Genomic DNA, 12,896 nt, shown 5'->3' with positions numbered 1-12,896 from the left:
TAATGTGTAGATAGGTGATGTTTTGGGATATGGCAGATAAGGAACTACCTGGTCAAGAAATCCGGCAAAGTTGCTGAACCTTTTTAAGATTGCCAGATATTCACTAGGTGAGAGTCCATGTGTATCCTTGGTTTTTACGCTGTCTTTGTCAATCTGGTAAATAGCGGTATTTTGGTCTACTAATGTATTTTGGTTTTTACGCATCTGTCAGTTATTTTCAACTCATTGACAAAATCATTTTTAAAAAATACGATTGAGTTATTGAGTTGGAAATCACTGTTTTTGATATTTTTGGTTGTTTATGATTATTATTTTTAACCTAATTAATACTTATAAATAAATCAGAAATATCTAAGCCCAAAAAATAAAAGAATTATTGACTTTATACCATAATTGTGAAATGTTTAAATTATCGCCACATACAACTCAAACAAAAGACCACTATTTTTTTATATAGTGGTCAATTCTCTTTGTCTACTTTTTGGCGGTTTATTTTTTCTGACTCTTACTGCCAGGTGACTTAACAGGAGCATTAGCAGGAAGATCACCCTGTACTTGGTTTGGTGCTTCACTTCTCTCAACAGTTAATTCACCCAGGTTAGCTAGGGCCAGCCCATCGCTGCTAGGAATTCTGAACATACTGTTATAGGTTCTTAATGATGCTGGCTTGATAGTAAAATAGTGAGCAAATACATATAACAAGCCACTAACAGAAACGATAGGAGGTGCTTTAATACTGATAAATCTCAGTATTTTTTCGCCTACCCGTGTTTGGGTGTATTTACGCCAATAGCCAGGATTAACCGGGGCCTCAACAAAGAAACGAGTGTATTCAGCCTTCTTGTATGCTCTTACCCGACTGCCTTTTATGATATTACGTCTGTTAGTATTAGGCGTGGAAGTATTCCTAACAGGTGGTGTCCAAATGGTTAAGTTCCTGACGGCCGTTGGTTCATTAGATACTGACCCTCCACTTAAAACGTGGAGTCAAAGCATAGGCATAGGTACGCCTATTTTTGAAGTTGCATCTACTGGAACTTCAACTACTAGACTACGACCTAAATGTGAGCCTTTGGCTGTGGCTAACTTTTCTACCCAGTCTTCTTTGTCTCTGTTAAATGCGTCGCTTAAAGGCATAATAACTCTCTTGTTCTACATGATTTAAGTCAGGGTAGGTAAAACGATGATATTAGTGCCTACCCGATATCTATTAATCAACAAATAGCTCTGTAGCTATTACATCAATACTGCCGTCAGTAGGGTCTAAAACATCGTCTGTTGGAATTGACAATGAAACAGTTACGAGACCTGTAGCCATATTTCGGGTATAAGCAGTGACTACGGTTGCACCATCAGGATTATTACTTGCAGTCGATTGCATTCGTTGGGTTGGCTCAATAATTTCAAGTAATTGGTTTTCCAGTGTCGCAGCACCTAGCGTTTTCTTAGTAGCTATAATCTCACCTTGATTTTATTCAATACCTAGACTATAGCAGTGTATTTGCTGATTGTGGCTGCTATGGTTCTTTCAACAGAAGCTACATATATGTAGCAGCTTTTGAGTTAAACGCGACGGTACGCTACCAATACCAACATTACGCTAACTACCAGTTTAACCATGTCTAAGTATGTTCGTAATCTCTTTCATCGTGGATGATAGTTAGTGACTGATATGACTGAATGATTAGGTTGTAGTTGGGGGTTGATTTCCAGTTTTTAACTCTAACGATGTCCTCGTAGCTTTCCGTATGGCATTATCAACCCAACTAGGTTTTCTCTGGAAATGTAGAGGAATTTTGACTTGGGTTTTTCTAGGGTCTTGATACATCGCCAAGGCACTACTTTCACCTAAGTCGATTTTAGCTTGTTCAAATTTATCAATTAATTCCCAGTTAAGTATTTTCACTTCACTGATATACATTTTGCTCTCTTTGATTCTTTTCGCATTTTCCCTACCGCCAAAACCTTTCCTTTCCTCGAAGGTAATAGGATACACGATTTTAGCGTCAGTTAAATCAACTAATTGTTGACAGATATTTTCTGCCTCATTCTTACTAAATTCATTAATAAAAAACGCAAACTTTCTACCATTATTTATAGTGCAATTAACTTTAATATTTTCTTTAGTAAATGCTGACTGGGTTGAGTAAATATCCTTTGTAACCTATCCCATGTAATTTTATCCCTACTAACCGACGGTAACTCTATTTGAGTTTTTTGCAGTGTTGACCGCCTATTTTTAGTCCAATATGGAGGTTTTTCGTAGTTGTACAAAACCAAAGTTAACTGTATTTTAAGATTAGCTGACGTACTGATTTCCGGAAAATCACCTGACCCTACAAATTGCCCTATATCTCTATTTCCTAGTATTTCAGTTTGAGCCCAAGCATTAGTTACGTTTTCCGGTAAATTACGCAGGCTTGACACTAGTCTAAATCTTTATCCATTGTTTTTTATAACCGCGTTAACTAATTGTTGTTGTCTATTTTCTGCTATTCTTTGTAATGCCATATATTCATCTAAACCTTGAGCGACTAACACAATAGCCTCTTTACAGTTCTCGCTAAACTCATCCCCGAATTCCTCGGAACTGTCTTGGTTCCAAATAGTGTTAATATTTCCGTCATAGCTTTCTGGTAATTTCTCCCTAGCTTCCCTTCTCTGTTTACCGAAACTCCATTCTTCACCTTTTTCGTCACCCCACTTTTCAATCGTTCCTTTACCAGCAGTAACCATTGAAACAATAGCCGTTGCAAGTGTTGAAGGACTTTTATCTAAAAACATTTTAACAACCCGTCTACCGTGTTTAAATAACGTCCATGCTATTGCTTTCATAGCCATGTTAAATGACTGTTTAACGTATGAACCGACAGCTGTAGATACTTCCATAAGCATTTCATGCCCCTTGCTTAATGCTACATGCATAGCGGCCGCTTTATTGAGAAATGCAAGACCTGCTACTGGTAAAACACCACATACTAATTTCCCAGCCATATTACCTAAAAACCCAGCCGTGGTGGTTATAAATTGTCCGGCAATATTTTGGATGTTTCTATCAATATCACTATCGCTAATATTCCAATTAAAATTCCAAAAGCTGTCCCAATTAGAGGTAATAAATGTCGCTACTTTCTCAAAGCTAAAGTTAGATAAAAACTTAGTAATTCCTTCCCATAGCCAACCTCCAAAACTTTTGCCCCATTCAACAACTTTACCAGTAACTTTTGCCCATAATGTGCCAAACCAACCCATCTCTTGAGTAGATGTTCTCTGGGCTAAATTAACTTGTCTAACGCCATTCCTACCTATACTGCTACGGGTTTGACGGCTAGACAAGCTACGAGTACTCCTTAGCATTCTTGCACTTCTTGCAACCATTACAAAGTCCCTCTTAGTGGGTTATCGCCGTCAATCAATTCGGTTTCTATCTTGATATCAGGAAAGTCTTTTTTCAATAATTCTTGTACTTTCTTGGTTTCCTGTTCTCTGATATCGTCTTGTTTTTTCATTGAATCATATAACCGCGTTAAATCGGCTAATATGTCTTTGGCTGGGTCATTACTGTTCACCTGTAAAGTACCTTGAGCACGTAAGCAAATATTTCTTTAATTTGATTTAATGTTGTTTGTCATGTTTCTTTCGCATCCTTCTGGTTGGTAATCTTAACCTTGCTTTTATTGGGTTCTAGTAGTTCCTCAAAATTATCAGCTTCTGGAGTAAAGGCTGTTTTAATTTTTGCGTATTTTTTCTCAGTAGCAAATTCTAAATAATCAATTATTTTAGATACTTAACTACCAGCTTTAAAGGCTGCCGCGTGAGCCAAACCTGCTTCATRTAACGCCGTTAAAACAGCGTTTTTTGTAACCTGATGAGAGATAGAAATTTCCATGACCATACCAAATATTTCAGCAATTTATTCAGCTAAGTTAGGTAATTTTATTTCGGCTTTTTCTTCTGCTTTTATCATTAGATTGACATCATCAATCTCTACTTTAACTTCAAATTCACCCCATCTTTCATCATCGATGTCAAATCTGTACATTAGCCATTCTGGCAATGTGTTTATTCGTTTAAGAAACAAGATGTGTTACAAGGTTCTATAGACTTACAGATATTTTATGGGAACCTAGCAACAGAAAACGGGTTAAATGTAGGTATCATAAAACTCCCTTATTATGGGGGAATCTATACCGAAAATTTATTAATCGAATTGATTACCAATCAGACATAAGGATTAGCTATAGATTCACATTCTGTATGAAAAGCTAGATGTTTAAATCAATTGCACAATAAGGATTAAATTAATATTTTTGGTATGGCAGAATACCAACTTTATACCTTACCCAAAACACCATCATTAACTCAACCCAAAAATTTTGGTATTTCCGTAGGTAATACCCCTACACTTATCCGCGCCACCAATACTTACAGATATCGCTTACACCTACAGAACACGGCGTTGGGGTTTGGTTTAGTCATGGACACATCAGCAATTGCATACCAGGTCAATGTTTATGGCTACCGCCTAACACTGCATGGGATGACGAGTTAAAATCTACTGCTAGTATCTACGGGATAACAGAGGATAGTGTTTCGCAGATTGTCGGGTTAGAACAGACAATCACTTACTAACCGGCTACAATGGAATTATTTAGGAGGTAGGTGATTATGAGTTTTTCAGTTTATAGTAGCGCTCTAAATTTAGACACTCTCAATATTACTGCTAAGATACCGGGTACTCCCGTTACAACCGCTATTAGTTTAACGGCTAATACAGTTGCCGAATTAGTGGCAGTAAATGCTAACACAAACGGGCGTAATGTATTTATCAAAAATCGGTCTAATGTACCCGTTCATTTAATCTTAGACCCCACAAAAAATACTGTAGCTAATGCCGCATTTTCTGTGAAGCCGGGTGATACTGTTATGCTCACTATTGGCGCTAGTAAACTACAAGCTATTGCCGAATCAGTTGCTGATATTTCAGTGACCTTGGTTGAGCTGGTCACTGTAGATTAAATAGTTGGGGGATAATCCCCCTTTTTTAGGAATCTTTATTATGACTAATTTCAACATTTACTCTAGTAAATTTGGGCAATCAACCGATGACTTGCCAGAAGGTGAAGTTAATCTGTATTTAACTAATGAACGGATACAAGCAGTTATTGACTCAAATACTAATTTCGCGCCATCCGGTCACGGTCATATATGGGGCGACATCAGTAGTGCGCCTGCTACCGCAACAAGGTGGCCTACTTGGTCTGAAGTTACAAGTAAACCGACAACGTTTACTCCATCAGAGCATACACATTCAAACATTACATTAACCGCAGGAGATGGTTTATCAGGAGGAGGAACATTAGCAGCTAATAGAACAATTAATGTAGATTCAACTGTAGTAAGAACTACAGGAAATCAAACTTTAACAGGAATTAAAACATTTAACATAACAAATAATCCAGTAACTTTTGCAACTAATGAAAGTTTTCTTGATGGAAATATGCTTATTGATTTTAATGTTTGGAGGGGGTTTAATATACGCCGGATAGGCCCTACTGCTAGTTCGGCTTTAGTACTAAATAGTAGAGTTGGAAGTAATAGCTGTGCGTTTTCTCATCAGGGGAATTATTCTATGCAATGAGAAGCAGGTGATAATCCTAGAGTATTTATATATCATGGTATTAATTTTCATCAAAGCGGTGTTTGGCGAGGTGCTCCTGACAATAGATATTCAATACAATTATATAACGGGCAGACATATTTTATAAAGAGCTCAACTCTTTGATCATCTGGAGTACATACTAGATTTAGAGTAGGAGGCACAAATGTATCTTTTATTAACGAGAGTGGAGATCATGTTAAAGGCGCTTATTATATTAGGTTTAAAACAGTTTTTAATGAGAGTATTAATAAGCTTGAATTTACTTAAAAAAAATTAAATGTAATTAAATTTAAATATAATGAGTTAGCAGCAATGGATTTTCTACACAATAAACTAAAATATGTTTAATCGCACAAGAAGTTCAAGAGCACTAACCGGATGCAGTTGAAGTGGTTAAAAACGACCACACAAATGAGCCTGAACTCGATAATAAATGATAGATTATCTAACTATTAGTTATTATCAATTAGTTCGATTATTAGTAGCAGGGATTCAAGAATTATCTCAAAAATTAGACCCACTAGGTAAACCCATAGCATCTACAAATGGTAATATCAGTAATTTACCGACAAGCCCTACAGGTTTAAGTGTAGGTGATTTATGGTGTGACACGGATAACGATAATGTAATCAAACAGGTGATATAATGTCTAACAAATATGATATATCTGAAACTAATTGGTTTTTAGCTTACAACCAATACTTTATCAAAGAGGATGATACAGCACACGGAAGTAAACGATTGCCAGATATATCAGGTAGCAAATTTGTGAGGATATTATTTGATGCAGACCAGGTTTCTATTTATTGGAAAATGGCAGGATGGTTAAAATTTTACACATACAATGGTGTTAAGCAGAATATGATGGTTAAACGTGAAACTATTTGGCTAAATGAATATCAAATAATTGAATCACCACTATATAGGAATTTTTACGCAATATTTGAACCCTGGGAGAGGATTAAATGGTTTACCCTTTATTTTGGGAGATTAATGCAATGAGTATAATAATACTAGAGGTTGCATTAGTGGTAATTGTTATTATTTATTTTGGCATTTATTCATTGATAGGCAATAAAATAATTGAGTCTAAACTAGATTTAAACAATAAAAAGTTAGACATATTGTTTGAGTTTTTGAAAAATTAGTTAGATCAGATAGTTGGTAAAAAACAGTTAGAAGATAAAAAGCAATCACCCCATCTCCCAATCAACAGAGATGATATTGATGATGATGGTTGGCGTAAGCCCTAACACCTAACAGCTACCCCAATAACTTAAATGGCCCCCTATGGTTTCTGACTGTAGGGGGTGTCTGCATATTTTTTTACTCTCATTATGAGAACTCATTATGAGAATTAGATTATATGAATGCTCACCCTATTATGTCCACATAATACCCAGAACTAAGTTACCCCCAACAGATAGCTTTACCTACAACCTACGGCTAAGATTTGGGGGGTGAACTGATTATGTTGGTATCGGTTTCCGCACGGGGTGATTGCCAATAAAGGTTGGAGACTTGCTGAGAATTATGTGGGTATCGACCCATCCCGGTAATCTCCCCCAGTTGAAAAGTTTTTTAGGGGTATCGGGTTGGTTCCGGTAGATGATAGTTCAGGTTTTGCGATCGCACATAGGTTTACCTATAGGTCTAGTCCATAGAAAGACAGCCTAATATCTTTGTACATTGATAAATTAATAAGTCCCTTTCTATGGCTACCTACGGCTATCATGTTGACTTTGAAACATACCTCCCCCCCAACCAGAACAAGCACTCTTAGGGAAGCGACCGATGTGATAGCAGTCAATGGTGAGGAACGAACCGATAGGCTTGCCATTGACTGCTATCACAAGGGAGTTACCCTATCGGTGTTTGGTTGGGGGGTGGTATGAGTGTTTGACAGATTAATTAAGTTGTGCTTGTTGACTGAGTAATCATCCTATTGACAGAATTATTTTCCTGTGCTAGGACTAGATTGTGAGTAATATCTGAGTAATTAGGTACGACTATCGGGTTGAGTGTTTCCCGGTTATCGCCGTTAGGATAAGGGTTCAACTGAAATGGAGCTAAGCGGACTCGAACCGCTGACCCCTGCAATGCCATTGCAGTGCTCTACCAACTGAGCTATAACCCCAAAGACATCTTTTAATGTATCACAGGATGATTGGTTAAGTCAATGATTTTGGCAAAAATTTTTTGATATCCTCTAGGCGCTAAAGGGAGGAAAATCGATCGCCCCCCACTGGTAATGGTCGCCCCACGGGGTCTAAAGGTGGGACTGTAGACGATCGCACCAGATCACATATAGGAGTAAGCATGATGAGACATTTGGGTAAGGTGGTCGATACACGAACCCATGAGAAAATAAACCACAACCATAGCGACGGCGGAAATAGCCACTAATATACCGGCCAGGACAAAGGAAGACTCTCGATATCGAGCCGCTTGCTGCATCAGATGTACAGACCAGGCTACCAGAGCTATATCAATTATTAGAATAGAAATCAGCATAAGTTACGTTTTGTAACATTTCTTCCATTCTAACAGGAGTTTCGTAACTGAGCCGGTAATGCGGAAAATTTAATCTTTTGTTTAGGTAAAACTCCCGTGGGGAAACCATTAGACGTGGGGGAGTGCGTGGGGACGGACGGGAATATGGCGAGTGGCGAGATAGGATTTGATTTCAGCGACGCTTAACTGTCCGTAATGTAACAGAGAAGCCAATAAAGCCGCCTCCGCGCGTCCCTCGGTTAAGGCTTCGTAGATATGCTGAGAGGTTCCCGCGCCCCCAGAGGCAATCACGGGAATTTCGACACTTTCAGCGATAGTCCGGGTTAATTCCAGGTCATAGCCTGCTTGTGTGCCGTCTGCGTCCATACTGGTCACCAGAAGTTCTCCCGCGCCTCGTTGCGCCAATTCTTTCGCCCAAGCGATCGCATCAAGTCCGGTATTTTCGCGACCACCACGGACAAAAACATCCCAACCGGGATTATTTGGGTCAGTGCGCCGACGGGCATCAATAGCGACTACAATACACTGAACACCAAAGCGATCGCTGGCTTTATTGATTAAATCTGGGTCACGGACCGCCGCCGAGTTAATGCTGACCTTATCAGCCCCGGCCCTTAACAAATTTTTAATCATTTCTAAGTTTTGGATACCCCCCCCGACGGTCAAAGGGATAAACACCTGTTCAGCGGTACGATAGACCACATCAATAATGATATCGCGGTCTTCATGGGTAGCGGTAATGTCCAGAAACACCAATTCATCAGCCCCCGCGTCATTATAGGCGGCAGCCAATTCCACCGGGTCGCCAGCGTCTTGGAGATTAACAAAATTGACACCCTTGACCACCCGACCGGCTCTAACATCTAAACATGGTAAAATGCGTTTAGCAAGCATAGCAACTCCTCGATTATGGGGCAAAAAATTCCTTTTATAGTTTAACTGTTTTGGGCGACCTGATTAGATGTTGTTAATTTTTGCCAATAGTCAGTCAAATCTCGCGCCACTGTGGGGGCTAGAAAATATAGTCCCAATAGATTAGGAATTGACATGGTTAGATACATGGCATCACTGAATTTAATCACCGCTTGAGGATTGACGATCGCCCCTAAAAATATGGCGGTTAAAAATAGGAGTTTATAAATAATCGCCCAGCGTTGTCCTAATAAATATTGCCAACACAATTCCCCATAATATCCCCAGGCTATCATCGTGGAGAAAGCAAAGCAAAATAAAGCGGCAGCCAACACATAAGGGAACCAATGAATCACCGAACCAAAGGCGGCGGATGTGATTTCTGCGCCTCCTAAATTCGCCCAGGCGGGGTTATTATAGGCTCCCGTAATAATGATAACTAACGCGGTCATATTGCAGATAATGACGGTATCAATTAATGGTTCCAGGGTGGCGACTATTCCCTCTCGGATAGGTTCATCTGTGCGAGCGGCAGCATGAGCGATCGCCGCAATTCCCAAGCCCGCCTCATTAGAAAAAGCCGCCCTTCTAAACCCTTGAATTAAGGCTGCCAAACCTCCCACCACCACAGCTTGATCTTCAAAAGCCGAGGCGAAAATAGTAGCGATCGCATCAGGAATTTTTGCCCAATTGACCAGCAGAACCCACAGCGCGGCGATTACATATATAGCACACATGAAGGGAACCAGAACCGCCGTAATTTGAGCTATACGGCGAATCCCCCCAATAATGACCAATCCGACCAAAAGCACCAAAACGGAGCCATAGAGCCACCCCTGAGAGGCGAATACGGGAAAAACTCGTGCGATCGCGACCTTAGACTGATTAGCTTGAAAGATGCTGGAACTCCCCAAGGCGGCGCCGATCGCCAAAACAGCAAACATAGCCGCCAAAACCCGACCCAAGTTTTTTTGTCCCAACTCCTGTAAACCCGCCGATAGATAATACATAGGACCCCCGGCGATCGTACCATCTGGGTTAACGAGGCGGTATTTTTGAGCGAGGGTACATTCCACAAATTTACTACTCATTCCCAGAAAACCCGCCAGAGTCATCCAAACCACAGCCCCCGGACCTCCCAAACCAATAGCGATCGCCACTCCCGCAATATTTCCTAATCCCACAGTAGCCGATAAAGCCGTAGCCAATGCTTGAAAGTGGGAAACTTCCCCCTCATCTTCGGGGTTATCATAGACTCCCAAAACCACTTTAATAGCGTGTGTGAAACCCCTAAGATTAACAAATCTCATCCACAGGGTGAAAACCAGACCACCCGCCATAAACCAGACCACAATTAAGGGTATCCCCCCCACTTCCACAAAGATAATTCTGTAGACAATCTCCAGAATCTGGGCAGCTATAATCGATATATTAGGCAATTTATCCATCTGGCAATTATAACTCCCGTGGTAGCCAAAGCTGGGCAGTCACAAAAGATTTCCCTAAGAAACGGGGTTTCTGAAAGTCTGGGGGGGTAAAGAAACCCGGTTTTTACCAGCATGATATTCAGCCATTGCTGAAGGAGCGATCGCATTCTGCTCACTCTCGGACTTTGTAACCGAGCGATCGCACTTTCGAGTAATTCCGTCATGGTTACCCTAGCCAATACTTGATACTTACCTTATCTAGTATTGCGGATCGCAGGCCAATTGAAGATCGCCCCCACACGATAGGGTCTGTTCTGCATCCTGGAGGGATGAGGTAATATGGGGATATTATCCCGACTCGGTGCGTGGCTATGGATGAACAACAACTGCAAGCCTATCTCTCCCTGATTCAAGAACTCCTCGACTGTGACAGTGGGGAGGAAGCGGCGATATTGAGCAACCACCCGGAACTGGTGGATGAGGGATTAGTGCAGGTGATGCGGGCTGTCGCAGAAATGATGGCGGAACAGGGACAGGGGAATGCAGGCTGGTTGCGGAATTTTGCCGGGAAAATCGCAGCGGTTGACTATGAGTTACCTCGGCTAGACACCAAACTGGCAGCAGATGCTCTATTGCAGCAAGGGTTCCAACAGTATGAACTGAGTCAATATCCCCAAGCCTGGGAATCTTTGCAACAGTCTCTCGCCTTGTATCACGAAATCGGGGATAAGGCTGGCATCGCCAAATCTTGGGGACAGTTAGGTTCTATCCAGCGAAATCGGGGCAACTGGGATGAGGCGGAGCGTCTGTATCGGCAATATTTGGAAGTGATGACCGAATTGGGCGATCGCAAAGGCATGGCAAGCTCTTGGGGAGTGTTGGGAGATATCCAGCGAAATCGGGGCAACTGGGATGAGGCCGAGCGTCTGTATCGGCAATRTTTGGAAGTGAWGACCGAATTGGGCGATCGCAMAGGCATGGCAASCTCTTGGGGAGTGTTGGGAGATATCCAGCGAAATCGGGGCAACTGGGATGAGGCSGAGCGTCTGTATCGGCAATGTTTGGAAGTGATGACCGAATTGGGCGATCGCTCSGGCATGGCAACCTCTTGGGGAGTGTTGGGAGATATCSAGCGMAATCGGGGCAACTGGGATGAGGCCGAGCGTCTGTATCGGCAATCTTTGCAATTGAGAACCGAATTGGGCGATCGCAAAGGCATGGCAACCAGTTACAATTCTCTCGCCTTTGTCCATCAGCAATTAAATAAAATTCCTGAAGCGATCGCCGCCTGGAGAGAAGGACTAGCCATTTGTCCCCCAGAGCGATTCCCCCTACAAGCCTTGGATATCGGTCGCAATTTGGGCGATACTGGCTTTGATATCCAAGACTGGGAAACCGCCATCGAAGGCTATGAGGCTGCCATTGAAGCCGTCGAAACCCGTTGCAGCTTCACCGACTCCTACAGCGAGAAACAAAAACGCCGGGAAGCCGCCTTAGACCTCTATCCCCAACTCGTGCAAGCCTGCATCAACGCCGAAGATATCGGCAAAGCCTTAGCCAGCGTCGAACGCAGCAAATCCCGCAACCTCATCGAACTCCTCAGCAACCGCGACCTGTACCCCAAAGGCGACATTCCCCCAAAAATCCGGCAACAACTCGATCGCCTCCGTCGGGAAGTCACCGCCAAACAGCGACTCCTCGAAACCCTCGAAACCCCCACCAACCCCGATAATCAGGACATCGGCGGACTGGGACAACGGGGCAGCAGTGCCGCCAGCTTCACCCCCGAAGTCATGGACAGCCTGCGTCAACAATACCAACAGGCGCAACAGGCCTTAACCCAACTCCTGGAAACCATCAACACCTACGACCCCAACTTCAGCCTCACCCAACGAGTCCAACCCATCCAATTCTCGAAAATTCAGGAGTTGCTGGATAAGGATACCCTGTTGATGGAATGGTATCTCAGCCCCCGGGGAATTTATACCTTTATCGTCAGTGGCGAAACCGGGGAAATTTCCGTGCATCTTTACCCCCCGGAAAACCTGGAGCAATTACAGGAGTTGCGCGACACCTATCTCCACACCTATCAACGCCACCACTCCGACGACTGGGAAACCCATCTGAATGACTTCCTGCGCCGTCTGCGGGATATCCTGGAATTACCCCAACTCCTCGCCCAAATTCCCCCCACCTACCGCCGCCTGATTGTCGTACCCTATCGGGAGTTGCATTTATTCCCCCTCCACGCCTTACCCCTGGGGGATGACGATGAACCCGACTATCTCGCCGATAGATTCCCCCTGGGAGTCACCTATAGCCCCAGTTGTCAATTCCTGCAAGTCTCCCAACGCCAGCGCCAAACCAGCAACCGCCAGCGC

At 42.3% G+C, this 12,896-nt stretch carries 13 protein-coding genes, 1 tRNA gene and 2 pseudogenes; 6 read left to right on the top strand and 10 right to left on the bottom strand.

Translation table 11 applies throughout. The annotated features are described in order from the left end of the window. The 5 genes and pseudogenes from B9T16_RS19100 to B9T16_RS19080 all read right to left on the bottom strand — a co-directional run. Positions 1-204, bottom strand: a pseudogene (locus B9T16_RS19100) (hypothetical protein); the annotation flags it as partial. Positions 205-1,210: 1,006 nt separating this feature from the next. Then, positions 1,211-1,456, bottom strand: a complete 246-nt coding sequence (locus B9T16_RS19095; RefSeq protein WP_006622122.1) for a hypothetical protein — start codon at positions 1,454-1,456, stop codon at positions 1,211-1,213. 228 nt (positions 1,457-1,684) lie between these two features. After that, entirely contained in the window at positions 1,685-1,996 is a 312-nt protein-coding gene (locus B9T16_RS19090; protein WP_006616324.1) for a hypothetical protein, read from the bottom strand. A 443-nt stretch (positions 1,997-2,439) separates the two neighbouring features. Beyond that, complete coding sequence (locus tag B9T16_RS19085; protein WP_410245503.1) at positions 2,440-3,336, bottom strand: hypothetical protein; 897 nt, start codon at positions 3,334-3,336, stop codon at positions 2,440-2,442. A gap of 41 nt (positions 3,337-3,377) precedes the next feature. Continuing rightward, positions 3,378-4,075: pseudogene (locus B9T16_RS19080) on the bottom strand (hypothetical protein); the annotation flags it as partial. A gap of 240 nt (positions 4,076-4,315) precedes the next feature. On the opposite strand from B9T16_RS19080, the gene B9T16_RS19075 reads away from it, so the two are divergent. From B9T16_RS19075 to B9T16_RS19055, 5 genes are all read left to right on the top strand, one after another. Next, positions 4,316-4,552 (top strand): hypothetical protein, encoded by a 237-nt coding sequence (locus B9T16_RS19075; protein WP_410245502.1) that lies wholly within the window; start codon positions 4,316-4,318, stop codon positions 4,550-4,552. Positions 4,553-4,668: 116 nt separating this feature from the next. Continuing rightward, on the top strand, positions 4,669-5,019 hold the full coding sequence (locus B9T16_RS19070; protein ID WP_035737414.1) for a hypothetical protein: 351 nt from the start codon (positions 4,669-4,671) through the stop codon (positions 5,017-5,019). 40 nt (positions 5,020-5,059) lie between these two features. Beyond that, positions 5,060-5,641, top strand: coding sequence for a hypothetical protein (locus tag B9T16_RS19065; RefSeq protein ID WP_410245501.1), 582 nt, complete (start codon positions 5,060-5,062; stop codon positions 5,639-5,641). A gap of 454 nt (positions 5,642-6,095) precedes the next feature. Next, entirely contained in the window at positions 6,096-6,308 is a 213-nt protein-coding gene (locus B9T16_RS19060; protein WP_410245500.1) for a hypothetical protein, read from the top strand. After that, positions 6,308-6,664 (top strand): hypothetical protein, encoded by a 357-nt coding sequence (locus B9T16_RS19055; protein WP_410245499.1) that lies wholly within the window; start codon positions 6,308-6,310, stop codon positions 6,662-6,664. Before B9T16_RS19060 ends, B9T16_RS19055 begins: the two co-directional genes overlap by 1 nt. A 1,062-nt stretch (positions 6,665-7,726) precedes the next feature. On the opposite strand, the gene B9T16_RS19050 is transcribed toward B9T16_RS19055, so the two are convergent. The 5 genes from B9T16_RS19050 to B9T16_RS19030 form a co-directional block, all read right to left on the bottom strand. Continuing rightward, positions 7,727-7,799 (bottom strand) — tRNA-Ala (locus tag B9T16_RS19050). 164 nt (positions 7,800-7,963) lie between these two features. Beyond that, positions 7,964-8,176, bottom strand: a complete 213-nt coding sequence (locus tag B9T16_RS19045) for a hypothetical protein (RefSeq protein WP_006616337.1) — start codon at positions 8,174-8,176, stop codon at positions 7,964-7,966. Positions 8,177-8,284: 108 nt separating this feature from the next. Next, the gene (hisF, locus tag B9T16_RS19040) at positions 8,285-9,070 is read right to left on the bottom strand and encodes an imidazole glycerol phosphate synthase subunit HisF (protein WP_006616338.1); all 786 of its coding nucleotides are present in this window, start codon (positions 9,068-9,070) and stop codon (positions 8,285-8,287) included. 41 nt (positions 9,071-9,111) lie between these two features. After that, positions 9,112-10,536 (bottom strand): alanine/glycine:cation symporter family protein, encoded by a 1,425-nt coding sequence (locus B9T16_RS19035; protein ID WP_006616339.1) that lies wholly within the window; start codon positions 10,534-10,536, stop codon positions 9,112-9,114. Continuing rightward, positions 10,506-10,739 (bottom strand): hypothetical protein, encoded by a 234-nt coding sequence (locus tag B9T16_RS19030; RefSeq protein WP_014274603.1) that lies wholly within the window; start codon positions 10,737-10,739, stop codon positions 10,506-10,508. The genes B9T16_RS19035 and B9T16_RS19030 overlap by 31 nt, the downstream gene beginning before the upstream one ends. Positions 10,740-10,886: 147 nt before the next feature. Here B9T16_RS19030 and B9T16_RS19025 point away from each other — a divergent pair. Beyond that, the coding region (locus tag B9T16_RS19025; RefSeq protein WP_410245498.1) for a CHAT domain-containing tetratricopeptide repeat protein at positions 10,887-12,896 on the top strand (2,010 nt) is incomplete at its 3' end.

This window comes from Arthrospira sp. PCC 8006 (assembly GCF_046480465.1).
GTDB classification, from domain to species: Bacteria; Cyanobacteriota; Cyanobacteriia; order Cyanobacteriales; family Microcoleaceae; genus Limnospira; species Limnospira platensis.
This window is presented reverse-complemented; position numbering and strand designations above follow the sequence as displayed.

Coding starts and splice junctions, on each gene's coding strand:
- B9T16_RS19075 (WP_410245502.1), top strand. CDS start 4,316: ATGGCAGAATACCAACTTTATACCTTACCCAAAACACCATCATTAACT.
- B9T16_RS19070 (WP_035737414.1), top strand. CDS start 4,669: ATGAGTTTTTCAGTTTATAGTAGCGCTCTAAATTTAGACACTCTCAAT.
- B9T16_RS19065 (WP_410245501.1), top strand. CDS start 5,060: ATGACTAATTTCAACATTTACTCTAGTAAATTTGGGCAATCAACCGAT.
- B9T16_RS19060 (WP_410245500.1), top strand. CDS start 6,096: ATGATAGATTATCTAACTATTAGTTATTATCAATTAGTTCGATTATTA.
- B9T16_RS19055 (WP_410245499.1), top strand. CDS start 6,308: ATGTCTAACAAATATGATATATCTGAAACTAATTGGTTTTTAGCTTAC.
- B9T16_RS19045 (WP_006616337.1), bottom strand. CDS start 8,176: ATGCTGATTTCTATTCTAATAATTGATATAGCTCTGGTAGCCTGGTCT.
- hisF (WP_006616338.1), bottom strand. CDS start 9,070: ATGCTTGCTAAACGCATTTTACCATGTTTAGATGTTAGAGCCGGTCGG.
- B9T16_RS19035 (WP_006616339.1), bottom strand. CDS start 10,536: ATGGATAAATTGCCTAATATATCGATTATAGCTGCCCAGATTCTGGAG.
- B9T16_RS19030 (WP_014274603.1), bottom strand. CDS start 10,739: ATGACGGAATTACTCGAAAGTGCGATCGCTCGGTTACAAAGTCCGAGA.